Raw genomic sequence first — 25,536 nt, 5'->3', positions numbered from 1 at the left:
AGAGACTGGTCTTGTACTACGGGGAACAGCATGGCCTGAAGATTACAAGCGAAGAGGGAAAGGGAACAGAAATAGCCTTTTCTATCCCGCATGATAGCGATTACAAACAGTAGTTCCCCGGCTGCTGTTTCAATGTCTAATTTGTATATGATTTTACGTGAAATCTGTCGGGTATTCGCTTACATTTTGCTGCGGTATGATATGAATATAAAAACGAAGGGGGAATAATGAACGTGAAAGCGCTCACTGAAAACGGTGTTACAGCAAATGAAAGCGTAACCCCCAACCCACCTACGAAACGGAATAGTGGATTTTGGAAAAGCGTACTGCAGCAAAAGTACTTATATCTGATGTCTCTTCCATTCGTGATCTGGGTATTCATTTTCAGCTATGTGCCCTTATGGGGATGGTTGATGGCGTTCCAAAATTATAAACCGGCCAAGTCGTTTAGCGAGCAGAAGTGGGTCGGACTGGATAACTTCAAAGAACTCTTCCACGATGAACGCTTCTACCTTGTTTTGAGAAACACACTCGCAATGAGCATTTTGGGTCTGATATTTGGGTTTGTCGTACCGATTCTGTTCGCGGTAATGCTCAATGAGCTGCGGGGCAGTGTATTTAAAAGAACAGTTCAAACCGTATCCTACCTGCCTCACTTTGTATCCTGGGTCGTTGTAGGCGGGATTGTCTACAAGACACTCGCGATCGATGGCGGGATTGTCAATGATCTGCTGCTCTGGCTGAATGTCATTGATGAACCGATCCAATTCATGGCCAAGGCCAAGATGTTCTGGGGAGTTTTGACGGTCGCCGACCTTTGGAAAGAAACAGGCTGGAATGCAATTATCTATCTAGCAGCGATTACAGGCATCGACAAAGAGCTGTATGAAGCAGCCAAAGTTGACGGTGCAGGAAGAATCAAACAGATGTTCAACATTACTTTGCCGGGTATCCGAACCACCATTACTGTACTCCTGATTATGTCGATTGGCCATCTCGTTGGAATCGGGTTCGAAAAACAGTTCCAGCTCAGCAACAACATGGTAACCGATTATTCGGAAGTGCTGGATATGTATGCGCTTAAGTATGGTATTCAGATAGGCCGATTCTCTTACGGTACGGCAATCAGTATGTTTACCTCGGTAGTCAGTGTAATCCTGCTGCTCGTTGCTAACGGTGTTATGAAGAAAGTTACTAAAGAAAGCATTATGTAAAGGAGGGGATCTTAGTGGGTGGCAAAGCATTTCAAATGTCAAAGGGTGAACGTGTATTCGACATCTTTCTGTACATTGCTCTTGGATTAGTTATGGTCGTAACATTGTATCCCTTCCTGAACGTACTGGCGATTTCTTTTAACGAATCTACAGACACCGTTCGGGGCGGTATCTATATCTGGCCGAGAGCTTGGACACTAGAGAATTACCAGCGCATCTTCAGCTATACAGGCCTGATTCAAGGCTTCAAAATATCTGTACTCCGTACCCTTTCGGGTACGCTCCTTGGTCTCCTGAGCTCATCCATGCTGGCCTTTACACTCAGCCGTCCAGAGTTCAGAGCCAGAAAGTTTGTCTCATATTTCCTGGCCCTGACGATGTATTTCTCCGGCGGTATGGTGCCAATGTACATTCTGATGAGAGATTTGAATCTGATCGGAACCTTTTGGATCTACATCCTGCCTGGTGCGGTTTCCGCCTTCAACGTCTTCGTCATCCGTTCCTTTATGGATGGGCTCCCTTTTGCCCTCCAGGAATCAGCTAAGCTGGACGGAGCCAATGATTTTGTGATTTTTTACAAAATCATCCTGCCGCTCTGTAAGCCGGTGCTTGCGACAATTGCACTGTTTCTGGCTGTGGGACAATGGAATGAATGGTTCTCAACGTATCTGTACAACGGCAATAAAGCGCATCTTACTACGCTCCAGTATGAACTGATGAAGGTATTGTCTTCTACCAATCAGGGCAGCGGCATGGTGAATGCCAACGATATGGCGCAGCAAATGGCGCAGATCTCACCTGAATCGATCAAGATGGCAATTACTATTGTAGTAACCGTACCAATCCTTGCAGTGTATCCGTTCCTGCAGAAGTATTTCGTAGGCGGCATGACGCTCGGTGCAGTAAAAGCTTAATCCCTGCTGGTCAGGGCTTGAATAAGAGGGACGTATTTCTGGCAGGTAAGTTGTCATGAGGGAATAACGTCCCGGCTTATTCGTTAAAAATTGGGAATATGGAATTTAATATTATGGTTATATTGCAAGCGCTAACAATGGTATATTCAGGTTTAACCTGATATGCATAGATCAATTACACAAATTATCAAGGGGGATATCAAATGAAAAGCAAAAGCATAAAAACTGCTTTTACACTCATGCTCATGAGCTCCATGCTGATTGCAGGCTGCGGCGGAAACAACAATGCAGCAGACAGCACTGCTACCAACGCACCAACCAACTCAGGCAACAACGCGGAAGCAAGCGCGCCAGCTGATGAGGCTATGGATACAAGCCCGGTAACATTCACATTCTTCGGCGCTGATGCCAGCCCGAACTGGAATAAGATGCAGGATGACGTGGGTAAAGCAATCACCGAGAAGACCGGTGTGACGATCGATGCAGAATTTGACGTAGGCAGCGGCGGCGGCGACCAAAAAATTGCGATGATGGCTGCAAGCGGCGACGTACCTGATATTATCTTCGCCAAAGGAAGTCTGAGTACCCTGGTGGATGCCGGTCTGATTATTGATATGACTGAACTGATTGATAAATATGCTCCAAACCTTAAGAAAGTCTACGGCGAAAACATGAACCGTCTGAAATACAGCCAGGATGACCAAAGCATCTATCAAATTCCTACGAACATGGGTGTTAACCAACAATCCTTCGACGCTACCGGAGGCTTTGAAATTCAGCACCGCGTACTGAAGGAACTGGGTTACCCTGAAGTGAAAACCCTGGCAGACTATGAGAAAGTTCTGAAGGATTATGTGGCCTTACATCCGGAAACCGATGGACAGCCTACGATTCCACTCTCGCTGAATGCGGATGACTGGAAGATCATGATTACCGTTACAAACCCGGCCTTCATTACTACAGGTGCGCCGGATGATGGTGAATATTATGTAGATCCTGAAACTTATGAAGCTAAGCTTCACTACAAACGCCCTGAAGAAAAAGAATATTTCCGTTGGTTGAACGGCATGTACGCCCAAGGTCTGCTTGATAAAGATACCTTCGTACAAAAAGATGACCAATACAAAGCCAAAGTGGCCAGCGGCCGCGTACTCGGTCTGATCTCTCAGGAATGGGAATACTCTGACGGTGAGAATGCTCTAAAGGCAGCCGGCAAAGATGAGTACACCTATGCTCACTTCCCAGTAACTCTGTCTGATGAGTACAAGGATCACTCCTTCCAGCCAACGGGTATCGATGGTTACGGTATTGCGATTACAACTGCAGCGAAAGATCCTGAACGTATCATTAAATGGCTGGATTGGATGTCTTCCGATGAAGGCCAGGTTCTGAGAACCTGGGGTATTGAAGGCAAGCATTACACCGTAAATGCAGAAGGTAAACGTGAGGTTCTTCCTGAAATTCGGGACGGATTAGCCAACGATACCGCGAACACCCAAAAAGAAACAGGCATTGGTCAGTACCTTATCTTTGGTGCACGTTATGGTGATGGTGTGAAGGATTCCACTGATAATTATTACACTACAAACTTCCCTGATCAAATCGTAGCCTCTTATTCCGATGCTGAAAAAGAGTCCCTGAAAGCCTACAACGCTACAACATGGAAAGATCTGTTCCCTAAAGAAGATGAATTCCCTGTCAAAGAAACAGGCGCTCTGTACAACCTGCCGGTTCCTACTGACGGTCAATACCAAGTAATCTTCAAGAAGACTCAGGATATTATCCGTAAACGTATTCCGGAAGCAATCCTGTCCAAACCAGCTGACTTCGACAAGGTGTACGACGCATTCCTTGTTGAGCTGGACAAAGCCGGCGCTGAGGATATGGAAAAAGAATTCACAGAGCTCGTAAAGAAGAGAGTAGCTCTGTGGACTGGAAAAGATCTGTAAGCAGCGATTAACTGCTGTACAAAATCTAATGCAACAGCAAGGACCCGACTTTTGTCAGGGTCTTTTGCTGTATATTGAATCCGTAAGGAGGTTATAGCATGAAGCATGAGAAATTAGAAGAGCATTCCTGGAAATTGAAATACAAGCAGCCAGCAGCCATCTGGGAAGAAGCTTTGCCGCTCGGAAACGGACACATGGGAGCCATGGTGTTCGGCGGTACGGCAAGAGAACATTTCCAGCTGAATGAGGATACATTATGGTCCGGTTTCCCCCGGGACACGAATAATTACGAGGCGCTCCGTTATCTGAAGAAGGTACGCGGTCTGGTAGCGGAAGGCAGCTATCTTGAAGCGGAAAAGCTCATTAATGCCCGCATGCTCGGTGTGAACGGCCAAGCTTATTTGCCGCTCGGTGATCTTTATCTGGAACAGCCGGGGGCGGAGAACTGCACAGGATACAGCCGGGAGCTGGACCTGGACAGCGGCATTTCCACAGTAACCTTTCAGACAGAAGCAGGCTCCTTTACCCGTGAGGCCTGGATCAGCGCCCCTGACAGTGTGTTAGTCATACAGGAAACCAGTGAAGTTAAAGGCGGGTTGAATCTGAAGCTTACCCTGAACAGCCCCCTTCAGCATGCCTTGAAGGAAGCAGGAGAAGGGAAGCTGGTGCTGGAAGGCCGCTGCCCTACGCACATTGCCGATAACTATCATCAGGACCATCCGTATGCCATTCATTATGAGGAGGGGCTGGGTATAGCCTTCGAGCTGCACCTTCAGGTTCTCACTTCGGGAGGGCGGGTTGAGTTCCGGGACGGGAAGCTTGTTATCTCCGGGGCTGACCAGGTGCAGCTGCTGCTTGCTGCTGCTTCGGACTATGCAGAGCTGAAGAGTAAAGCAGCCCATCTGAAGAGCAGCCGCCAGGCAAGTTCAGCGGTGCTTCTGAGCCCTGCGGAGTGCTGTGTACAGCGGCTTACAGCTGCAGCAGCGATGACATACGAAGAGCTGCAACAGCGGCATACTGCCGATCACCAGGCGCTCTTCCGGAGGGTAGACCTTGACCTCGGAGGCTGGGAAGCGGCTGATTGTTCGACAGATGAGCGGCTGGCTGCCTATAAGACTGGACAAGAGGATCCTCAGCTTGAGGCACTGCTGTTCCAGTATGGCCGTTATTTACTGATGGGCAGCTCACGTACAGGCTCGCAGGCGGCAAATCTGCAGGGGATCTGGAACGAGCATGTGACACCGCCCTGGAACAGCAACTATACGACTAATATCAATACCCAGATGAATTACTGGCTGGCAGAGGTGGGGAATCTGAGCGAGCTTCATGAGCCGCTTATTGATCTGATCCGGGAGCTCAGTGAGACCGGAGCCAGAACGGCTGCAGTGCACTACGGCGCCCGCGGCTGGGTAGCCCATCACAATGTTGACCTGTGGCGTTGCTCCGTGCCGTCAGGCGGGGATGCCAGCTGGGCCTTCTGGCCGATGGGCGGTGTGTGGCTGAGCCGTCATCTGTGGGAGCATTATGCTTATAATCCGGATGCCGCTTACTTGCAGGAAACGGCTTATCCGCTGATGAAGGGGGCGGCGCTGTTTGCGCTGGACTGGCTGGTGGAAGGACCGGAGGGTCTGCTCTTAACCAATCCGTCTACTTCTCCGGAGAACCGGTTTGTAACAGCAGAAGGTGAGCCTTGCAGCATCTCCATGGGTTCGGCAATGGACCTGAGCCTTATCCGTGAGCTGTTCAGCCATTGCCTGCAGGCAGCACAGATTCTGGAGGAGGACCACGAGTTTCAGCTTCAGCTGGAGGAGGCCTTGTCCCGGCTGATGCCGCTGCAAATTAGTGAGGACGGACGTCTGCAGGAATGGATCGGGGATTTCAAAGAATCGGAACCGGGACACCGTCATGTATCTCATTTATATGGCTTGTATCCCGGAGATCTGATTAATGAACGGGATACACCGGAGCTGCTGGAAGCCAGCCGTTTGTCGCTTGCGAAGCGGATTGCCTCGGGGGGCGGTCATACCGGCTGGAGCTGTGCCTGGCTGATCAACCTCTATGCACGCCTGAAGGAAGGCGAATCCGCGTACAGTTTTGTCCGGACGCTGCTGTCCCGCTCAGCCTATCCTAACCTATTCGATGCCCACCCTCCGTTTCAGATTGACGGCAATTTCGGCGCTGCCGCCGGGATTGCGGAGATGCTGCTGCAGAGCCATCTGGGTGAAATCATTCTGTTGCCGGCTCTGCCGGACGCCTGGAAAAACGGCAAAATCAGCGGAATTAGGGCACGCGGAGGGTTTGAAGTGGACCTCGAATGGCAGGATCATATGTTGATATCCGCACGTATCACCGCGTTCCGCGATGGAGAATGCCGCCTTGTATATCCGCAAACCCTGAAGATTCAGCTCCCTGACGGTTCTCTGGTCGGGGCGGAACATCCGTTGCCGGTTAAAGCCGGAGAAGCCTATTTCATAACGGTTTGACGGAAGCGAAGGAACTTGCGCAGGATAACCAAACGAAAATCGAAGCCGCTCCATACGCAGAGATGATCTGCGCTGGAGCGGTTTTTTTGTGGATAGGGAGCATGAGGATGTTGAAATAGCCGGGAGGAAGAAAAGGCTTATTTAACGGGCATTCCGGACCGATATTAACAATATAACGTATACGGAGAAAGGGAATTTCTGTCCTCCGTATGGTTACAAGCAGAATAAGTAATATTATGGTTGTGCAGAAGCAATTCTCGGCATCTAATATAGAGTACAAACTATGTGATAAAGCTATTCGAAGTTCGCAGGAGGCACGGGGGAGAAATGGGAAAGAAACGTTTGTCGCTGATGAAGACCATGCTGGGAGGGATGCTGCTGTTCGCAGCTTTGCCGCCTGCGGCTTACTATGGCTGGGGGCAGGCTTATGCCGCCGCGGCATCGTCGTCACTTCAATCTGTAAGTGAAATGGCTCAAAGGCTGGCCGGGGCAATGAATAACCACAGAGAGATCATCACTTTTACCTACGAGGGCAATATCAGTAAGCCGAAGGTGCAAAGTGCCATTAACCAGGCGATGGGCAGCGATCCCTATCTGTACTACATCATAGACAGCTACGCTTTCTCATACCGGGGGAGCAGCCGCTCTGCGAACGTAACAGTTCAGGTGGAATACAGGGAGACACTGCAGCAGACAGCCTATGTGAATCAGCAGGTAAAAGCAATTCTGCAAAAGATCATAACACCTGGGATGGATAATCATCAGAAGGTTAAGGTCATTCACGATTGGGTCGTGCTGAACTTGAAATATGACAACACCTATAGTAAATATACCGCCTACGAAGGGCTGCAAAGCGGCAGCGCAGTATGCCAGGGCTATTCCCTGCTTACCTATAAATTGCTGCTTGGGGCAGGCATACCTAATAAAATTGTCGAAGGTAAGGCAAAGCCGGAGGGGGGCGTGTCGCAGTCCCATGCCTGGAATCTGGTGCAGCTGGACGGGCGCTGGTACCATTTGGACACAACATGGGATGATCCGTCGCCGAGTACAGATGATGAAGTGAGCACGGTGTACTATATGAGAACAGATGCGCAAATGCGCCGCGACCACAGCTGGATCAAATCTTATCCTGCCGCAACTGTGGGCTATGCCCAGACCTTGTCCGAACTGGTCAGCCGTGGCGGCCAGAACGTGTCAGTGTATCAGAAGCTTCAGGACCAGCTGAATTACAGGCTGTATGAAGAAGATCAGGTAGTTACCTCTGCCGCAGAACTGAAGGAGCTAGCCAGGGCGGCCGTTGCCTCCGGCAAACAATCCATACTGTTCCGTTACCGGGGCAGCGAGCAGCGGCTCAAGAATGACCTCCAGGAGCTGTATAATCTGGGACTGAACAAGCTCTCCTACAGCAGCTCGGCTTTTGATAATACCGGCGATCTTAAGGTGTATGTGGCCTGGAAATAACCGCTATATTGATAAATAAAGGATGCTCCCGCGCCGGGTAGGCGAAGGAGCATCCTTTTTGCTGAGCGTACTTATTCGGCATTTGTGCTGAGATCACATTCTTCCAGCGGAATAATGCGGCTTGCTCTAAACCAGCGGTAGCCGGCCCAGATTATGAAGAACAGCGGCAGGCTCACATAAGAGACCAGTACACCGTACCAGTCAATACGGTCGCCGGTGAAGGCACCCATATTCTGGCCAAGCACAGCGATCAGGCAGAGTGCGAAGGCGAACAGCGGCCCGAACGGGAACCATTTGGCCCGGTAAGGCAGCTCATCCAGTGAATGGCCCTGTTTCACAAAGGCGCGGCGGAAACGGTAATGGCAGACGGCTATGCCCAGCCAGTTGATGAAACCGCACATGCCTGAGGCGTTAAGCAGCCAGTTGTAGACGGCGCCGTCGCCAAAGAACGAGGCGAGGAAGGCCAGCATGCCGACTGCTGTAGTCACGAGCAGTGCGCCTACAGGTACGCCCCGGCGGTTCAGCTTGCCCAGTGCGCGCGGAGCCATGCCGTCCTTGGCCATTGCGTACAAGACGCGGGTGGAAGCGTACATGCCGGAGTTCCCGGCTGACAATACGGAGCTCAGGATGACTGCATTCATGACGGATGCAGCAATAGCTAGGCCCGCTTTGTTGAAGACGATGGTGAACGGACTGACACCGATATCATCAATGCCGCCGCGGAGCAGATCCGGATTCGTATAAGGAATTACCAGTCCGATGACGAGAATGGCAAAGATATAGAAGATCATAATGCGCCAGAAGACCTGGCGGATAGCCAGCGGCACATTGCGGCGCGGGTTCTCGCTTTCTCCGGCGGCTACGCCGACCAGCTCCGTTCCCTGGAAGGAGAAGCCGGCAGCCATGAAGACGCCGACGAATGCGAAGAAGCCGCCGTGGAAGGAGCTGCCGCCGAGCTGGAAGTTGCTGAAGCCGATTTTTTCTCCGCCCATGATCCCGAAGATCATCAGGACACCGACCACGAGGAAGACAATAACGGTGATGATTTTGATAATCGCAAACCAGTATTCCGATTCGCCGTACCCGCGCGACGAGAGGAAGTTCAGGCCGAACATCATCAGCAGGAACAAGAGGCTCCAGAGCGTGGAGGAGCTCTCAGGGAACCAGTATTTTATGATAACTGTTGCAGCAGAAAGCTCGGCAGCAATAGTAACGGCCCAGTTGTACCAGAAATTCCAGCCGATGGCGAAACCGAAGGCCGGGCTGACGAAGCGGGTGCCGTAAGTGCTGAAGGAGCCGGAGTCGGGCATGTACGTAGCCAGCTCACCAAGGCTCGTCATCAGGAAATAGACCATAATTCCCACAGCCGCATAAGCGAGCAGGGCTCCCCCGGGTCCGGAGGAGGCAATAGCGCCGCCGCTGGCCAGGAACAGCCCGGTACCGATCGAGCCGCCAAGGGCGATCATCGTTAAATGTCTGGCTTTGAATGTTCTGCGCAGAGCTGGCCCGCCTTGGCTGCGGGACTGCTGATTGTCTTGCGTTGCTTGCATGAATAAGACACTCCTTCTGAGTTGATCTGAATGTTGCTGTTCATGAAGGGGAGTGGTGTACGCTGCCGCCCCGGTTATGGGGGCGGCAAATCCTGTAGGCGCAAAAAAACCGCAGACGGATCTGCGGTTTCCTGAAAATACGGCTCCGCATCATACTCCCTGTTAAGATAGCGCAACACAGTGCAGTACCCGCTGGTCGTGAGACCAAGCGGTACACTGTGACAGTTCCGTGCCTGTTCGGCAACGGCCCCAGTCTGTGCAGCATGAAGAGCGGCGGCACAGACTTCGGCGGATATTCCTTTCGGCGGCTTCATTGACGGCTCTTAACGTCTCAGCGCGCGTACTTATAATATTCGCGACCTCTACCTCATCTTAGGTATGATGAGGCTATCTTTATACAATTATGAACATTAGCAGGGTTTAGTATAATGCAACTTATGAGGCTCTTGCAATAACAAATTACGGCAGGAGTGTGTCAGGTACGCCGGCGTTCCGACATTTGCTGCCAAACGGTCCCGGCGGCTTCCTCGCCGGAGGCGATCCGCTCCAGCGCCATTCTCGCCTGCAGACCCACTTCGAATTCGGGGTCGTCGGCCGCAAGGCTTAGGGCATCATGAGCCTCTGCGGTGCCCACCTCATAGAGGAACCGTGCTGCCCGCCAGCGGACGAGCTTGCTGGGATCCGAAAGCGCCGCGGTCATGGCCGGCGTCGCCGTCGGATCGCCGATGTCGGACAGCGTGTCTCCGGCCGTGCGCCGCACGGCCGGAGCCTTGTCTGCCATCGCCTCATACAGCAGCTCCATCGCCTCAGGCGTGCGGATGTCGCCCAGGTACACGACCGCAAGCCTGCGGATATGCAGCTTGGGGTCGTGCAGCGCCGTGCGCAGCTCCGGCAGGAGCGCAGGCGTCGGCGCCAGATCCTCCAGCGCGGCGTAGCGCACGCGCCAGTCCTCGTCCTGCAGGTCCTGCAGCAGCTCGGCCTGTTCCTTCTTCTGCCGCAGCTCGACGAACTCGCCGGCGGTTCCGTGCGCGATTGCCTGCTGCACGAGGGAGTCGAGGCGTTCCTGCGGATACGCCGCCTCCAGCTCCTGCTCGACCTCGCGTGCGATCTCGGCCGGTTCGCCGTAGCGCACGCCGTAATCGGTGAGCTTGCGCTCCTTGATCAATACGGCGCTGGCCACATCCGTCACCGCCTGTGTGAAGCGGGCGGCGAGGGCGATGCGCTCCTCAGCAGCGCCTGTCTTCACGCGGATCTGGATCGGAATGCCGCGGAACATCTGCACGAAGACCTGCGACTCCCCGAAATGGGCACCTGCATTTTCGTCCGCGAGGTTGAAGTCGGCGCTGAGCCCCTCAGCGCCGAAGCGGCTCTGGACCTCACTGAGAATCGCTGCCCAATCGGCGCTGCCTTTGCGCTCCAGCGCGGCAAAATCAGCTGCGTGATAGATGCTGATAACTCCAGGAATGGCCAGCATATCCCGTGCCCAGGCAGGGGCACTGCGCTGGCTTTCCGGCGTATAGGTTCTGCGGATTCCAGGCTCCAAGCTTTCGTCCAGATGAAGCTTCATCGTATTTGGACTTGGAGTCGGTTCAATAAATGTTATCTTCATACGTTAGGCTCCCCTTTGAACGGTACAGGCACCGTAGTCTTTACCCGCATTTTACATCATAGTACGGGCGGAATACAAAAGGGATACGTCTTAAGCAGCTTAATCTGGATGTAAAATGGGTAAAATTTGTACTGAACGCAATGAAGGAGAGATGCCGTTATGGCTAAAGTGAAATACAATAATATTGATAACGTCAGTACAGATAAAACGCTCAAGGAGTTCCGCCAGTGGCGTGAAGAACGCCGGAGCAAGAAGAAAGACTATACCTATAAAGTGCCGAATCACCCGCCCAGGCTGTCTTATCTGGCTGAGAACCGGCTGGATACGACGATTACCTGGATCGGGCATTCGACTTTTTTTCTACAATATGAAGGCATGAACATTATTACGGACCCTATCTGGGCAAGGCGGCTAGGCTTTGAGAAAAGGATCGGAGAGCCGGGCATACCGCTGAATGAGGTTCCGCCGGTAGATCTGATCCTTGTCTCGCATTCCCATTATGATCATCTGCATATCGCCTCCATCCGCAAACTCTATAAGGCGGGAACCACGATTGTCGTACCGGCCGGGCTGAAACGGAAAATGCTCCGCAAGGGCTTTCCAAACTGCCATGAGCTGCAGTGGTGGGAGGAGCTGACGCTTGGAGCGGTGAAGCTGACGTTCGTGCCGACCCAGCACTGGACCCGGCGGACGCCGTTTGACACCAACAGCTCACACTGGGGAGGGTATGTGCTTGAACCGGCTGAACCCCAGAAACACCCGGAAGGTGAAGAGAACGGGGAGAAGCGGAAGCTGCCGCCGAACCTCTACTTTGCTGGGGACAGCGGCTTCTTTCCGGGCTTCAAGGAGATCGGCAGCCGGTTTAAGCTACATATTGCAATGATGCCGATCGGGGCCTATGAGCCGGAATGGTTCATGAATTCACAGCATGTAAATCCCGAAGAGGCCGTGCAGGCCTTTATTGATGTGGGGGCGGAGCTGATGATCCCGATGCATTTTGGCACCTTCCGGCTGGCCGATGATACGGCCCGGGAAGCACTGGACCGGATGGAGCTGGCCCGGGAAGCCCAGGGAATCAGCCCGGAGCGGATACGTACGCTGGGTTACGGTGAAACGCTTATAGTGCATCCGGAGGACCGCTATGCGGGGCAATAATGAAATAACAGCAGATTTTAAGCCGAAACCGCAGGTTCTGCAGCGATCTTACGGGCTATTTGCCCTGATTTTATGCTATAATGAGCCGAAACCCTAAGTGAAAAGGATGGTAATGCTTAATGATTAGCACAAGCGGCGTAACACTCCGCTACGGAAAACGCGCACTATTTGAAGATGTAAACATAAAATTCACACCCGGCAACTGCTATGGCCTGATCGGGGCAAACGGCGCCGGCAAATCTACTTTCCTCAAAATTTTGTCCGGCGAGATTGAAGCCAACATCGGGGACGTGCATATTACCCCCGGCGAGCGTCTGGCTATACTGAAGCAGAACCATTTCGAGTACGATGAATACCAGGTGCTGGAAACGGTAATTATGGGGCATACCCGCCTTTATGAAATTATGAAGGAGAAGGATGCGCTGTATGCTAAGAGTGATTTCACAGAAGCAGACGGACTGCGCGCCGGCGAGCTTGAAGGTGAATTCGCTGAGCTGAACGGCTGGGATGCTGAGCCTGATGCTGCGGCCATGCTGATTGGTCTGGGCATTATGCGTGAAATGCATGACAAAAAGATGGCCGAACTCAGCGGCAACGAAAAGGTACGGGTGCTGCTTGCCCAGGCCCTGTTCGGACGTCCGAACAATCTGCTGCTCGATGAGCCTACCAACCATTTGGATCTTGAATCGATCGGCTGGCTGGAGAACTTCCTTATGGACTACGAAGGTACCGTTATCGTCGTATCCCATGACCGGCACTTTTTGAACAAGGTCTGTACACATATTGCGGACATCGACTTCGGCAAAATCCAGATGTACGTCGGCAACTACGACTTCTGGTATGAGTCCAGCCAGCTGGCCCAGACGCTGCAGCGTGATGCCAACAAGAAGAAGGAAGACAAGATCAAGGAGCTGCAGGCGTTCATCCAGCGGTTCTCGGCGAATGCTTCCAAGTCGAAGCAAGCGACTTCACGTAAGAAGCAGCTCGAGAAAATTACGCTGGACGATATCCGTCCTTCCAACCGTAAATACCCGTTCCTCAACTTCAAGCCTGAACGCGAAGCCGGCAAGCAGCTGCTTACAATCAGCGGCCTGAGCAAATCGGTTGACGGCGAGAAGCTGCTGGACGAACTCAGCATTGTGGTGAATAAAGGCGACAAGATTGCTTTTGTAGGCCCGTATTCGCAGCCTAAATCGCTGCTGTTTGATATCATCATGGGTGAGAAGGAAGCGGATGCCGGCGAATACACATGGGGAGTTACCACCACCCAGGCGTATTTCCCGAAAGACAACTCCAAATATTTCGACGGTGTTGACTTGAACCTGGTGGAATGGCTGCGCCAATACTCCAAGGATCAGGACGAGACGTTCCTGCGCGGCTTCCTTGGCCGGATGCTGTTTGCCGGTGAAGAAGCGCTCAAGAAGGCAAGCGTGCTCTCCGGGGGGGAGAAGGTCCGCTGTATGCTGGCCAAAATGATGCTGAACGGTGCGAATGTACTGGTGTTCGATGAGCCTACCAACCATTTGGATCTGGAATCCATCACAGCACTCAATAACGGACTGATTGATTTTGACGGAACAATCCTGTTCACTTCCCATGACCATCAGTTTATTCAGACCATCGCCAACCGTATTATTGAAATTACTCCGACTGGCATCATTGACCGCTCCATGAGCTATGATGAATACCTGGAGAATCCGGAAATTAAGGAACTGCGCCAGCGCATGTACCCTGTTGAAGCTTAAATCATAATGGAAAGAACTTTTAGGAGTTCATGCAAAACGGCTGCGTCATCCCCCGGGGGATAACGCAGCCGTTTATGTTCAGTACCTGTACACTGGACCAAAAGTCCTATGAACCGCCAGTGCGGCGGCGTTGATTATTAGGCTTTTTGTTGTTTTGGCTCTTCAACGGTTTCGCGGAACCTGCCTGAAACGAAGAACCGGGTTTGTTGGAAGATTGCTGTTTTTTCTGTTCCAGCTTTTGGCGGATCGCATCCGCCAGATTGATTTTAGGCTTTTCATTATTTTCGCTCATTATGTTACCCCCTTATGAAGCAAGTCCTTTACCTCATTCTAATTGTTTTTAAATGCCGCCACAAGGGCAAGAATAATTCAAAGAATGAAATACCCTAGTGGACTGTGCAAGGAAATCGAACAAGAGGGAGTGGGCAGCAAGTGGCCGATATTTACGAAGACATACGCAAGGGTGAACGCGGAGCCATGGTCAGTATTGCCGCTTATCTGGTTCTGTCAGCGTTCAAGCTGATCAGCGGTTACTTATTCGGGTCCAGCGCTTTGCTGGCGGACGGTTTCAATAATCTGACGGATATAGTCGCATCTATCGCGGTACTGGTCGGGCTGCGTATCTCGCGGAAGCCGCCCGATTCAGATCATCCATACGGACATTTCCGGGCGGAGACGGTAGCTGCGCTGCTGGCTTCCTTTATTATGGCGATGGTCGGTATTCAGGTTATCGTTGAAGCAGTGCGCTCCTTGTTCGAAGGGGCGAAGGCGATTCCGCAGATTTGGTCTGCCGGAGTGGCGTTAGTATGTGCCATCGCTATGATGGGGGTATATGTTTATAACAAAAGACTGGCTAAACAGATTAATAATAGTGCACTTATGGCTGCCGCCAAAGATAATTTCTCGGATGCAATGGTCAGTATCGGGGCGGCAGTGGGGATTGTTGGTGCGCAGTTTGGCCTCCCGTGGATCGATTCTGCTGCAGCGGTGGCTGTAGGTGTGCTGATTTCCAAGACGGCCTGGGATATTTTCCGTGATTCAACTTACCGGTTGACCGATGGCTTCGATGAGGCTCAGCTGCTGGATCTGCGCAGTACGATTGCCCGGACCCCGGGTGTGGAAGGCATTAAGGATATCAAAGCCCGTGTTCATGGCAATCATGTGCTGGTCGATGTTGTGGTGGAAGTGGATGCCAGCATCAGCGTCATGGAGGGCCACCAGATCAGCGACTCGATCGAAGAGCGGATGAGCAACCGGCATAATATCATGAATGTGCAGATTCATGTTGAGCCTAAATCCTAAGCCCCTTATTTTTTTCTAATTAGCTGTAATTTCCACCAAATACAAGGAGGAATCAAGACTATAGACCTGTTACTTACCATAAAGTGGCAAACTTTTTTGTGAAATTTGGAGCATGTTCCAATTCCCGCCTGCGCCTATAATGAGGGCAGAAAGCAACAATTGTAGCGCGCGCCGTTGTTGAGTTCTCATCATGCTAAGCGGGGGAACGCTATGATCAGATCACATAAGCAGCTGGCAGCATCGGTATTGATCTCGGCATCACTGGCAATATCTTGGGGAGTGTTCAGTCCGCAACAGGCGTTCGCGGCTTCGAGTCCGTCTGTCGCGGCATCAACTACATTAACAGGTGTTATTCAATCTTCGGTCCGTCTGCGTACAAGCCCTTCCACAAGCGGAAGCGTGCTGAAGCATTTAAGTGAAGGCGACCAAGTTGTTATACTTGAACAGACAAACAGCTATTGGTATAAAGTAAGAACTGCCGATGGCGATGTGGGGTATACGAGTTCTGGAGATCAGTATATTAATGTGATTTCGGCTCCGGCCCCGGCGCCTGTGCAGACGGCAGTAATCCTGTCGACGGTGAGGCTTCGTGAAACTCCGTCAACCAGCGGAAAAGTGCTGGGTTATCTGTACAAAGAGGATCCGGTGGTTATACTCGAAGAAACAAACAGCTACTGGTATAGAGTGCAGACTACCAATGGTACAATCGGATACACCAGCTCTTCAGATCAGTTTATTAAGCTGGATGGTGCAGCGGTAACACCGGTTCCAACACCAACACCGGCACCAACGCCGGTTCCAACACCAACACCAGTACCAACACCAGTACCAACACCAGTACCGGCCCAACCGGCGGTCATTGAAACAGTCATAGCTGCCGGCATGGGCTATCTGGGGACTCCGTATGAGTACGGCTCCAGCAGAACCAATACCAGTACCTTTGACTGCTCGGACTTCATCCGGCAGATCTTTATGGATGCAGCGAATTTGAAGCTGCCTGCCGATTCCCGGCAGCAAGGAACCTGGGTGCAGGAGAACAGCTCTACGGTTACTGATATTTCCGGCCTGAAACGCGGGGATCTGATGTTCTTTATGGATTACCAGGGCAGCTCGGCTGCTGCTTATGCAGGCATCGATAAATCTACGGCGAGGATTTCGCATGTAGCGATGTATCTCGGAGACGGAAAGATTCTGCATACGTATTCCGTATCTTCGGGCGGGGTAAGAGTGGATAGTTTAAGCGCTTCTTGGATGAACCGTTTCCTTTACGGAGGCCCGGTCATCCGCTGATTATAGAGAAGTATAGGGGAAGCGGCAGCAGTATAGTTTGTGACGGGTGAACTAGAGCGGTTTTTTACAGGGCTGTCCCTTCAGTAGAGCTTTTATTGAAGGGACAGCTTTCCCTATGTAATCGGCATGACAAAAAACCTCGGGACCTACAAGTCCGGAGGTTTTTTAGTTGTCACCTGCATTCCCGGAACTTTATTATGGAGTAATTACATACGCAGATACTGGAACTTTGATCCAGGCTTTGCCCAGCCAGGTATAGATTTCTCTCCATTCATTGCCCCAGGCGTCGGTCTTAATGGCACCGGTAGTGTCAATAGTCTGCGCACTAAGCCAACCAGCAGGAGTTGTGCTGTCTGTGGAGAAATGGAATGGAGTAGCCTTTGTTAAAATAATCATAGGAGTCGCTGGTTTAATGTCAGCGGGTGTGATTACAGTCTCGAACGGGGTACCGTAGGTGCTTCCGGTTACAGTCGCCGCATCTGTAGAGGTTGTAGTTACTTCTGCCGCTGAAGCCGTAGCTGCTATGGAAGCTAAAAGACCTACTGCTACTGTAAAACTGGCTAATTTTTTCATCTGTGATTCCTCCTAGTGTGGTTTTTGGTTTAGCGGTTTTTTCCATGTTGTGCTGTGCTAATAAGCATGTAAACAAAAAGGGGAGGCGCTGAACCAACCGCCCAAATAAATCTTTGAAAATATTTTTATGTGCCGGCACAGCCCGGTATTCCTTGCCTACAGGAGACTTGCTCAACATGGGGAATAAGAGGCGGGAAAGGGCTATACGTTCTGCATGGTGAATAGGATATACAAAGAACGGAGGGAGATTGCTCTATATATTACTCTATACATAGAACAAACCCGGAACTCCATGTGGAGATTCCGGGTTTGCAGTACCAGTAATGCTGTGCGTTATCTTATGAACACTGAGGTAAAGCACGTTACATTGATCTTCCTCGGCGTCCGGTAAAGAGCGATACGATAAACAGTACGAGGAAGATGAAGAACAATACTTTGGCGACCCCTACTGCTGCTCCTACGATATTAAAGAATCCGAATATACCGGCGATCAAAGCGATTACCAGCAGAATTACTGACCATTTCAACATGTCATTTCATCCTCTCTGTCGGGTAGTGTAGTCATTGTTTAAACGGGTCTAACCGCTTTGAAACAATGCCAGCCACCCTGGTCTTTAAGACGCTTGACATCTTGTTTCGGCCTACTGGAGTACGGGTAACTATGCAGTAATAAGGCAACGCCAGCCGACATATTATGACTTGGAAGGGGTTTTTGAAATGATAATTGATCTTAGCGTGGCACTAGTTGCTGTCGCATTCGCCGTACTCGTCTTCTTTTTAATCAAAACCTTAAAATCAGCAAAGGAATCCCTCGACAAAGTCAGCCAGACTCTGCAGGAAGTGCAGAAGACTGTGGATGAACTTACCTATGAGATTAAAACGACTGTCCGGCATGCTAATGACATTACTGCAGATGTTCAAGGCAAAATTCAGAAGATTGATCCGATTATGGATACTGTGAAGAATCTTGGCGATGTCATGAATGAACTGACGTTGACGGTCAAGCAGGTGTCGGTAACTGTGATTGAGAAATACCGCAAATCCCGTGAGCTGAAGGCAAAGGCCGGAGCAGTCTCTATAGAAGAAAAGCCGCTGACCCCGGCCGAAGAACGCACGGTGAACTCCTATGACGCCGCATACGCCAAAAAAACTCCGGGGAAAATAGCAATGGCGCTTAAAGGCGTGGATACGGCAGCAGCGATCTGGCAGAAATTTCGTCATTAAGGCGGTGAAAGTCACATTGTAGGAGCACACCTTAGAATCTGGAAAGGAGGGACGGCCATATGAACGTTATCATTCTAATCCTTAGTCTGCTTTCTTCTTATGTTGCTTCCCCCGGGGAGCAGGAACATGTCCCTGCCGCTTTTTTTTCAGTACAGCCTGAGGTGGTCCTGGCCTTTGAACACAGTGTGGCTCTCAGTCCCCGGATTAACAGCTTTGATTCTTTAGCCGGAGCCTCGCTTTATATGAGTAAGGAAGAGCTTCTGCTGGCTAAGGGGACGCCGCTTAACATTGCTCCTGATCCGTGGCAGGAATGTCTTGAATACCAATACGCCGACATGTCGGCTGGAATATGTGAGGGTGTAGTCACTTATATTCACGTCACTCCGGCACAGGCCGGACAGTATGGGCTGAAGCTGAACGAGGAAGCACTGAACCCGGCCAACAGCCATGCAGGTGAGCTTCTTGGAACGCCGGACTATGTTGCCGAAGACGGTGATGTGTATATCAGAGGCAGCGCTGCACTGAAGATATACCGCAATGCACATTCCGGTGAATGGGATGGAATTGACTTATTTGATGCAAACGCCTCGTGAGGTGTTTCACACGCTCCGGGTGAGGTTAATAAACTATCAGTTGTCTTTTTTAAAGAGACTAACCTCACAAATCTAAGCGTAAGGAGCGTGATCTCATGAGTTTAATCGGTGCACAGTCGTATGCCAAGCTTTTGGAAAACGGTGTTCAGGCGATAGAAGAGGTGAACCGGCTGCGCAGCAGCGGCTATACGAAGGATAACATTTATGTTATTAGTCACGATCAGGACCGTGAAACCCGTATTGTTGATGCGGCGAACGTCAATGAGGTCGGCTTAGGCGAAGAAGGGTTATTTGGTGCGATTGCCAATCTCTTCCGTTCCCGCGGGGACGCCTTGCGTTTCAAAATTACAGCGTTAGGCTTTAGCAGGGCAGAGGCTACATTTTATGAGAAGGAACTTGATTTGGGTAAGGTTCTTGTCATTGCCAAAAAAAACCCACAATAACGCCGGTCTCCGGCATACCGGATCTATAGCACAATAGCGTAACCTCCAGCCCCACTAATTTGTAGTGGGGCTGGAGGTTACTTTGTTGAATATGGAAACACTCATTTACTTATTTGCCAATTTATTCAATGTTGGAAAGAGGCCGTTTAAATATCGTATCATAGAGTGATAGACTGCTATGGATTGTTACGGAAGTACTACTATTCGTGCGAGGTGAAGGTGTTTGAAAATATTAATCGTAGATGACAATCCGACTAACGTAATTATTATCCGTGAAATCCTGAAAAAAGAAGGTTACCGGAATTTTATAACGGCTTCGTCCGCTAAAGAAATGCTGAAACTTCTGGGGATCGGTGCTGAAAATGAGAACGAGCGCCAGCGTGCTTCAGACATTGACTTGATTTTATTGGATATGATGATGCCGGAGATGGATGGGATCGAGGCCTGCCGGGTAGTCCAGCAGTACGATCATTTAAAGGACATTCCGATTATTATGGTCACCGCCGTGGGAGACTCCAAGAAATTGGCGGAAGCCCTTGATGCAGGTGCTGTTGATTATGTTACGAAACCGATAAATAAGGTGGAGCTGATGGCCCGCATCCGGCTTGCGCTCCGTTTGAAGCGGGAGAAGGATTGGCATAAGGAGCGGGATCAGCGGATACAGGATGAGCTGAAGCTGGCTGCACTTGTTCAGAATGCGGTGCTCAGTCTGCCGGTTATGGACGAGACCTTTGAAGTTCATGCCATCTACCAGCCTTCTTTTGAACTGGCGGGTGACTTATATGCCTGGTATCCGCTCGGAGACGGCAGATACGCCGTGATTCTGCTCGATATGATGGGGCACGGGATCTCATCGTCGCTTTTCTGTATGTTCCTGGCCTCAGTGCTCAAAGATACAGTAACTACGTATGTGGAACCGGAAAAGGTGATCCAGGAGCTGAACCGCCGCTTCAACCAGCTATATATCGAGAAGCAGCTGGTCCAGTATTATTTTACGGCGATTTATCTTGTTATTGATACCCGCATGAAGCGCATAGATTATGTGAACGCCGGCCATCCGCCTGCACTGTTCTTTGAAGGAGAAGTTAAGCAGCCTGTTCTCTTGGAGAGCAATTGCCACCCTGTCGGTTTGTTTGACCGGATTGACATTCTGCCCCAGAGTCTCAGCTTTGAAGAGGAAGGGCATTTGGTGCTGTATACCGACGGGCTGCTGGAAATGGCTGAGGGGGAACAGGAAGATCAGCTGAGGTTTATGACGGAGCATTTGAATGGAGGGCATGAGTGGCGGGAGGAAGCTATGCGCGATGTTTTTTTCGTAGATGACTCTAACCAAGAGCGCGATGACGACAAATGCCTGGTATGGATCTCGCTTAAGGAAGGAACGGATAAAGAATGAGGATCAAGGCTAAACTGCTGATCGGATTCAGTGCGATGCTGGCCATTATGCTCGCACTGACGCTGATCGGATACGATCGGCTTAATTATATGAGCAATCAGCTGGATAGCTTCCAGGCCAGGGAAAGCAAAGGGCGCTCCACTTCGGGACTGCGCGGTGAAGTGAATGATATGGCGCGTATTCTGACTACCTCGATGCTTAATGAAGATACCCAGTCGGTTACTGCCCAGCAAACAGAAATTAAGAATAAGGTCACTAAGGCAGACGCCTATCTGAAAGCCATACAATCCTCGAAGAGCTCGGCACAAGAGCTGGAACTGCTGAACCGGATTGAGAATGCGTATACCGCTTATCTGAACTATCAGAATAAGGCGCTTGAAATGCTTAAGGCCGGTTATTTCCAGAATGCGAATACTTACCGCAATGTGGAGGGACAAGCGATCCAGGAAGAGGTGCTGGATAGCCTGAATGCACTGGCGAATTATAATGCCAACCGGTTGAATGAGGAAACGGCCATCGCCCAGAAGGCTTATGAACGATCGGTTCAGATGGTAACCCTAATTATGATAACCGGGCTGCTGCTTGGACTGGGGGTTATTCTATGGGTGATTCCGAGCATCACGCGCGGTCTTAATGTGGTATCCATGATGATTACCAGCTTTGGCAACGGCAAGATGCGGGCAATCCGCCGGATCAAGGTGGCTTCCCAGGATGAAATCGGAGAAGTAGCCCGTGTATTTCAGCGGATGGCTGAGGATATTGAACAGAAGCAGCAGTTGGAGAAGGCTTATGCCCAGGCGCAAAGTGACCAGGCCTGGCTGAATGCCAATATTGCCCGGGTGACCGATCTGCTGCGCGGCGTCAGTTCGCTTGAACAGGTCTCGCAGACCTTCATTAGTGAGTTCACACCTGAGTTAGGGGCCCAGTTCGGGGCGGTCTATCTGAAGGATAAGGATAACCCTAATCTGCTTACGGCTACAGGCTACTACGGCGGCGAGACCGGGATCAAGGTGAAGGCAAGCTTCGAAATAGGCCAGGGGCTTGTCGGGCAAAGCGCCCTGGACAAGAAGGTGATTAAGTTGAACCAGGCACCGGATGATTATATCTCCGTGTCCTCGGGCTTCGGTGATTCCCGTCCTGACCATATTTCGATTTATCCTCTGCTTTTTGAGGACGAGCTTCTTGGTGTAATCGAATTTGCGTCGTTTACACCGTTTACTGTGCTGCACAGTGAGCTTTTGCACCAGCTTGCCAATAATCTCGGTATCATCCTGAACAATATTAACCGCCGGATGGTGGTTGAAGAATTGCTGCGGGAATCTCAGTCGCTCTCAGAGGAACTGCAGTGCCAGGCGGAGGAGCTTCAGACCCAGCAGGAGGAACTGCGCCGTTCTAATGAGAACCTGGAGGAGCAGACGGATGCGCTGAAGCGCTCCGAAGAGCTGCTGCAGCGGCAGCAGGGAGAACTGGAACACTTCAACACTGAGCTGGTCTCCAAAACCCGGGCGCTTGAGGAGCAGGTTCAGGAGGTAGAGAAAAAGAAGGACGAAATTGAACACGCCCGTGTCCAGCTGGAGAAGCAAGCCATGCAGCTTGCCGTTACAAGTAAGTATAAATCGGAGTTCCTGGCGAATATGTCCCATGAGCTGCGGACCCCGCTGAACAGCCTGCTCATTCTTTCCCAGCTTCTCACGGAGAACAAAGAAGGAAATTTGTCGGAGAAGCAGGTGGAATTTGCACATACTATTTATATGTCAGGTGCCGACCTCCTGAAGATGATTGATGAAATTCTGGATCTGTCCAAGGTCGACGCCGGGAAAATGGAGCTGAATTATGAAGAAATCCCGCTGACTGAGCTCAAACTTTTCGTGAAGCAGAATTTCGCCCCACAAGCGCTTAAGAAAGGCCTGTCACTCCGGATATCCTTCGATGAGCCGTTGCCGGACACTTTATTTACGGATAGTCATCGACTTAAGCAGATTTTGCGCAATCTGCTGTCGAATGCCTTTAAATTTACAAGTGAAGGATTCGTAGAATTCTCGGTTAGCCGTGCAGAGCCTGGCCGTCTGCCTGCCTATCTGCCATCCGAATTCGATTATGTCGCTATTGCCGTGAAGGACAGCGGAATAGGGATTCCTTCCGACAAGACAGAGATTGTATTCGAAGCGTTCCAGCAGGTGGATGGTACGACCAGCCGCAAATATGGCGGAACGGGCCTGGGCTTGTCGATCAGCCGCGAATTAGCCCGTTTAATGGGCGGGGCCATCGGGCTGGAGTCGCGTGAGGGGCAGGGAAGCAGCTTTACCCTGTATCTGCCAGTCAAAGGGCACTTCAGTCTTCTTCCGGGAGCTGTTGAGGCTGCCGCAGCCAAAGAAGCGGCAACGCTGGCCGAACATGTGGGAGAACTGCTTCCGGTGAAGACGGGGGATATTATCCCGGCTCCGCTGTCACCTGTCAGCCTGGAAGATGATCGTGAAGGGTTGAGTGCTGAAGATAAAGTAATCCTGATTGTTGAGGATGATGTGAGCTTCGCCAAAATCCTGCTCGAGATGGCCCGCGGACGCGGCTTTAAGGGCCTGGTTGCCCTGCAGGGAGATATAGGCCTGCAAATGGCCAAATCCTTTTTGCCGGACGCGGTTATCCTGGATATTCAGCTGCCGATTATGGACGGCTGGTCGATTCTGCACGAGCTCAAAAGCGCGTCACAGACACGCCATATTCCTGTGCACGTCATCTCCGTTAATGATGAGGTGAAGCAGGGGCTGATGATGGGAGCTATGGCTTATTTAAGAAAGCCTTCCTCCAGACAAGCGCTGGACCGTGCCTTCTCGCAAATTGAGAACTACACTGCCAGCACTCTGAAGCATCTGCTGATTGTGGAGGACGATGAAATTCAGCGCCGGTCGATCATGGAGCTTATCGGCCATGATGATGTCGCCATCACGGCGGTATCCACCGGACAAGAGGCGCTCAGTGAGCTGCGCAAACAGAGATATGACTGCATGGTGCTTGATCTTATGCTGGATGATATGACCGGCTTTGAGCTGCTGGATCAGATCCGTGACGATGAAGAATTGAGTGACTTGCCGATCATTATTTATACAGGCAAGGATCTGGACAGCAAAGAGGAAACAAGACTGCGCAAGTATGCAGAATCCATTATCATCAAGGATGTCCGCTCGCCTGAAAGGCTTTTGGATGAGACCACCTTGTTCCTCCACCGCGTGGAAGCCAATCTTCCGGAAGATAAGCGTAAAATTCTGCAAAAGCTGCACAATAAGGAGGAACTGTTTGAAGGTAAAAAAATTCTGCTCGTAGATGATGATATCCGCAACGTTTTTGCCCTCTCCAGTGTGCTTGAAGGATATCACATGGAGGTGAAGTTTGCTGAGAACGGCCGGGAGGCGCTGGATATGATGATAGAGCAGAATGATTTCGATCTGGTTCTTATGGATATGATGATGCCGGAAATGGACGGATATGAGGCGATGCGCCGGATCCGGGAGATGCCGCAGTATCAAAAATTGCCGATTATCGCCCTGACAGCCAAAGCCATGAAGGAAGACCGGGCCAAGTGTATTGAAGCCGGAGCCTCGGATTATATGAAGAAACCGATCAGTACAGACCAGCTTCTTTCGCTAATGCGGGTTTGGCTGTATTCGTAAGTGTAAAATTGGGGTAATAGCATTACAGCAAGAGCAATTCACCAGTCCGGAAATACGGCCGTGATCAAGGAAGTAGGGATACAATGACAGCGATGGAACGGGGATATGAAGAGCAGGCTGAGAGTGCGGGAAGCAAACAGGAACTGGAGCAAATTGAAATCGAGCTGCTTCTGAACGGTGTTCACCGCTTGTATGGATATGATTTCAGAAATTATGCGCTGCCGTCCTTGAAACGGCGCATCTGGCATCATGTTCATGCAGAGAATGTTCCAAGCATCTCTGCCCTGCAGGAGAAAGTGCTGCATGACCGTGCCTGCTTCGAGCGTTTCGTTTACAGCCTTTCTATCCCTGTCACGGAGATGTTCCGTGATCCTGGCCTTTTCTTGACCTTCCGCCAGAAGGTGATACCACTGCTGAGAACCTATCCGTATATTCGAATCTGGCATGCGGGCTGCTCAACAGGCGAAGAGGTATACTCGATGGCGATTCTGCTTCATGAGGAGGGCCTTTACGACAAGGCGCGTATTTATGCCACCGATATGAATTCCCGCTCCCTGCAGCAAGCCAAAGAAGGCGTTTATGAGATCGGCAAAATGAAGCAGTATACTAAGAATTATATGGAGGCGGGGGGAATCCACGCGTTCTCTGAATACTATACAGCGAAATACAATTCAGTGATTCTGCAGCCTTACTTGCGTAAAAATATTATTTTTGCGGAGCATAATTTGGCGACAGACACTTCATTTAATGAATTCAATGTTATTTTTTGCCGCAATGTTATGATTTATTTCAACGATGAGCTCCGCGACCATGTGCATGGCTTGTTCCATGAGAGCCTCAGCCGGTTCGGAGTGCTAGTCCTCGGTTCCAAGGAATCTATACATTTCACCAGGTTTAGCGACAGCTACGAGCCCCTGGACAGAGTAGAAAAAATCTACCGTAAAAATCAGTAACGGGATAGGAGGGGCCT

Annotated in this window: 20 protein-coding genes and 1 riboswitch; of the genes, 15 read left to right on the top strand and 5 right to left on the bottom strand. The window is 50.9% G+C overall.

Translation table 11 applies throughout. From position 1 onward, the window contains the following. The first annotated feature begins 227 nt into the window (after positions 1 to 227). The 5 genes from AQR02_RS27100 (at position 228) to AQR02_RS27080 (ending at position 8,021) form a co-directional block, all read left to right on the top strand. Positions 228 to 1,214 carry an ABC transporter permease gene (locus tag AQR02_RS27100; RefSeq protein ID WP_054943458.1) on the top strand — a complete coding sequence of 329 codons (987 nt, stop codon included), beginning with the start codon at positions 228 to 230 and terminating at the stop codon, positions 1,212 to 1,214. Between the two features lie 14 nt (positions 1,215 to 1,228). Further along, entirely contained in the window at positions 1,229 to 2,128 is a 900-nt protein-coding gene (locus AQR02_RS27095; RefSeq protein WP_187388830.1) for a carbohydrate ABC transporter permease, read from the top strand. Positions 2,129 to 2,331: 203 nt separating this feature from the next. Next, positions 2,332 to 4,077, top strand: coding sequence for an ABC transporter substrate-binding protein (locus AQR02_RS27090; protein ID WP_054943457.1), 1,746 nt, complete (start codon positions 2,332 to 2,334; stop codon positions 4,075 to 4,077). Between the two features lie 98 nt (positions 4,078 to 4,175). Then, entirely contained in the window at positions 4,176 to 6,560 is a 2,385-nt protein-coding gene (locus tag AQR02_RS27085) for a glycoside hydrolase family 95 protein (protein ID WP_054943456.1), read from the top strand. A 327-nt stretch (positions 6,561 to 6,887) separates the two neighbouring features. Beyond that, positions 6,888 to 8,021: a transglutaminase domain-containing protein gene (locus AQR02_RS27080; RefSeq protein WP_054943455.1), complete on the top strand. Its 1,134-nt coding sequence runs from the start codon at positions 6,888 to 6,890 to the stop codon at positions 8,019 to 8,021. Positions 8,022 to 8,092: 71 nt separating this feature from the next. Here the strand turns inward: AQR02_RS27080 and AQR02_RS27075 are convergent, their stop codons facing one another. Beyond that, complete coding sequence (locus AQR02_RS27075) at positions 8,093 to 9,571, bottom strand: amino acid permease (protein WP_054943454.1); 1,479 nt, start codon at positions 9,569 to 9,571, stop codon at positions 8,093 to 8,095. Positions 9,572 to 9,731: 160 nt separating this feature from the next. Next, positions 9,732 to 9,944: riboswitch (Lysine riboswitch) on the bottom strand. Between the two features lie 102 nt (positions 9,945 to 10,046). Then, the gene (locus tag AQR02_RS27070) at positions 10,047 to 11,180 is read right to left on the bottom strand and encodes a virulence factor (RefSeq protein WP_054943453.1); all 1,134 of its coding nucleotides are present in this window, start codon (positions 11,178 to 11,180) and stop codon (positions 10,047 to 10,049) included. 159 nt (positions 11,181 to 11,339) lie between these two features. On the opposite strand from AQR02_RS27070, the gene AQR02_RS27065 reads away from it, so the two are divergent. Continuing rightward, positions 11,340 to 12,335 carry an MBL fold metallo-hydrolase gene (locus AQR02_RS27065; RefSeq protein ID WP_054943452.1) on the top strand — a complete coding sequence of 332 codons (996 nt, stop codon included), beginning with the start codon at positions 11,340 to 11,342 and terminating at the stop codon, positions 12,333 to 12,335. A gap of 119 nt (positions 12,336 to 12,454) precedes the next feature. Further along, a complete protein-coding gene (locus AQR02_RS27060) occupies positions 12,455 to 14,080 on the top strand; it encodes an ABC-F family ATP-binding cassette domain-containing protein (RefSeq protein WP_054943451.1) in 1,626 nt (541 codons plus the stop codon). 106 nt (positions 14,081 to 14,186) lie between these two features. On the opposite strand, the gene AQR02_RS27055 is transcribed toward AQR02_RS27060, so the two are convergent. Next, positions 14,187 to 14,372 carry a hypothetical protein gene (locus AQR02_RS27055; RefSeq protein ID WP_054943450.1) on the bottom strand — a complete coding sequence of 62 codons (186 nt, stop codon included), beginning with the start codon at positions 14,370 to 14,372 and terminating at the stop codon, positions 14,187 to 14,189. A gap of 185 nt (positions 14,373 to 14,557) precedes the next feature. Here AQR02_RS27055 and AQR02_RS27050 point away from each other — a divergent pair, with 185 nt between their 5' ends. Next, entirely contained in the window at positions 14,558 to 15,382 is an 825-nt protein-coding gene (locus AQR02_RS27050) for a cation diffusion facilitator family transporter (RefSeq protein ID WP_187388833.1), read from the top strand. Between the two features lie 210 nt (positions 15,383 to 15,592). Further along, a complete protein-coding gene (locus tag AQR02_RS27045; RefSeq protein ID WP_054943448.1) occupies positions 15,593 to 16,672 on the top strand; it encodes a C40 family peptidase in 1,080 nt (359 codons plus the stop codon). A gap of 195 nt (positions 16,673 to 16,867) precedes the next feature. On the opposite strand, the gene AQR02_RS27040 is transcribed toward AQR02_RS27045, so the two are convergent. Both AQR02_RS27040 and AQR02_RS31655 read right to left on the bottom strand, forming a co-directional pair. Next, a complete protein-coding gene (locus tag AQR02_RS27040) occupies positions 16,868 to 17,245 on the bottom strand; it encodes a hypothetical protein (RefSeq protein ID WP_054943447.1) in 378 nt (125 codons plus the stop codon). Between the two features lie 362 nt (positions 17,246 to 17,607). After that, positions 17,608 to 17,775 (bottom strand): DUF1328 domain-containing protein, encoded by a 168-nt coding sequence (locus AQR02_RS31655; protein WP_082452101.1) that lies wholly within the window; start codon positions 17,773 to 17,775, stop codon positions 17,608 to 17,610. 187 nt (positions 17,776 to 17,962) lie between these two features. On the opposite strand from AQR02_RS31655, the gene AQR02_RS27035 reads away from it, so the two are divergent. The 6 genes from AQR02_RS27035 to AQR02_RS27010 all read left to right on the top strand — a co-directional run bounded on the left by AQR02_RS27035 (position 17,963) and on the right by AQR02_RS27010 (position 25,519). Continuing rightward, positions 17,963 to 18,469 (top strand): DUF948 domain-containing protein, encoded by a 507-nt coding sequence (locus AQR02_RS27035; protein ID WP_054943446.1) that lies wholly within the window; start codon positions 17,963 to 17,965, stop codon positions 18,467 to 18,469. A 59-nt stretch (positions 18,470 to 18,528) separates the two neighbouring features. Then, complete coding sequence (locus AQR02_RS27030; protein ID WP_054943445.1) at positions 18,529 to 19,062, top strand: hypothetical protein; 534 nt, start codon at positions 18,529 to 18,531, stop codon at positions 19,060 to 19,062. Positions 19,063 to 19,157: 95 nt separating this feature from the next. After that, complete coding sequence (locus AQR02_RS27025) at positions 19,158 to 19,505, top strand: YflT domain-containing protein (RefSeq protein WP_054943444.1); 348 nt, start codon at positions 19,158 to 19,160, stop codon at positions 19,503 to 19,505. Positions 19,506 to 19,728: 223 nt separating this feature from the next. Next, complete coding sequence (locus AQR02_RS27020; protein ID WP_054943443.1) at positions 19,729 to 20,901, top strand: SpoIIE family protein phosphatase; 1,173 nt, start codon at positions 19,729 to 19,731, stop codon at positions 20,899 to 20,901. Then, positions 20,898 to 24,566, top strand: coding sequence for a response regulator (locus tag AQR02_RS27015; protein WP_054943442.1), 3,669 nt, complete (start codon positions 20,898 to 20,900; stop codon positions 24,564 to 24,566). Before AQR02_RS27020 ends, AQR02_RS27015 begins: the two co-directional genes overlap by 4 nt. Before the next feature lie 83 nt (positions 24,567 to 24,649). Further along, positions 24,650 to 25,519: a CheR family methyltransferase gene (locus tag AQR02_RS27010; RefSeq protein ID WP_054943441.1), complete on the top strand. Its 870-nt coding sequence runs from the start codon at positions 24,650 to 24,652 to the stop codon at positions 25,517 to 25,519. The last annotated feature ends 17 nt before the right edge of the window (positions 25,520 to 25,536 follow it).

The organism is Paenibacillus ihuae (assembly GCF_001368795.1).
Lineage (GTDB): Bacteria > Bacillota > Bacilli > Paenibacillales > Paenibacillaceae > Paenibacillus_AQ > Paenibacillus_AQ ihuae.
This window is presented reverse-complemented; position numbering and strand designations above follow the sequence as displayed.

Coding starts and splice junctions, on each gene's coding strand:
- AQR02_RS27100 (WP_054943458.1), top strand. CDS start 228: ATGAACGTGAAAGCGCTCACTGAAAACGGTGTTACAGCAAATGAAAGC.
- AQR02_RS27090 (WP_054943457.1), top strand. CDS start 2,332: ATGAAAAGCAAAAGCATAAAAACTGCTTTTACACTCATGCTCATGAGC.
- AQR02_RS27085 (WP_054943456.1), top strand. CDS start 4,176: ATGAAGCATGAGAAATTAGAAGAGCATTCCTGGAAATTGAAATACAAG.
- AQR02_RS27080 (WP_054943455.1), top strand. CDS start 6,888: ATGGGAAAGAAACGTTTGTCGCTGATGAAGACCATGCTGGGAGGGATG.
- AQR02_RS27075 (WP_054943454.1), bottom strand. CDS start 9,571: ATGCAAGCAACGCAAGACAATCAGCAGTCCCGCAGCCAAGGCGGGCCA.
- AQR02_RS27070 (WP_054943453.1), bottom strand. CDS start 11,180: ATGAAGATAACATTTATTGAACCGACTCCAAGTCCAAATACGATGAAG.
- AQR02_RS27065 (WP_054943452.1), top strand. CDS start 11,340: ATGGCTAAAGTGAAATACAATAATATTGATAACGTCAGTACAGATAAA.
- AQR02_RS27060 (WP_054943451.1), top strand. CDS start 12,455: ATGATTAGCACAAGCGGCGTAACACTCCGCTACGGAAAACGCGCACTA.
- AQR02_RS27055 (WP_054943450.1), bottom strand. CDS start 14,372: ATGAGCGAAAATAATGAAAAGCCTAAAATCAATCTGGCGGATGCGATC.
- AQR02_RS27050 (WP_187388833.1), top strand. CDS start 14,558: ATGGTCAGTATTGCCGCTTATCTGGTTCTGTCAGCGTTCAAGCTGATC.
- AQR02_RS27045 (WP_054943448.1), top strand. CDS start 15,593: ATGATCAGATCACATAAGCAGCTGGCAGCATCGGTATTGATCTCGGCA.
- AQR02_RS27040 (WP_054943447.1), bottom strand. CDS start 17,245: ATGAAAAAATTAGCCAGTTTTACAGTAGCAGTAGGTCTTTTAGCTTCC.
- AQR02_RS31655 (WP_082452101.1), bottom strand. CDS start 17,775: ATGTTGAAATGGTCAGTAATTCTGCTGGTAATCGCTTTGATCGCCGGT.
- AQR02_RS27035 (WP_054943446.1), top strand. CDS start 17,963: ATGATAATTGATCTTAGCGTGGCACTAGTTGCTGTCGCATTCGCCGTA.
- AQR02_RS27030 (WP_054943445.1), top strand. CDS start 18,529: ATGAACGTTATCATTCTAATCCTTAGTCTGCTTTCTTCTTATGTTGCT.
- AQR02_RS27025 (WP_054943444.1), top strand. CDS start 19,158: ATGAGTTTAATCGGTGCACAGTCGTATGCCAAGCTTTTGGAAAACGGT.
- AQR02_RS27015 (WP_054943442.1), top strand. CDS start 20,898: ATGAGGATCAAGGCTAAACTGCTGATCGGATTCAGTGCGATGCTGGCC.
- AQR02_RS27010 (WP_054943441.1), top strand. CDS start 24,650: ATGACAGCGATGGAACGGGGATATGAAGAGCAGGCTGAGAGTGCGGGA.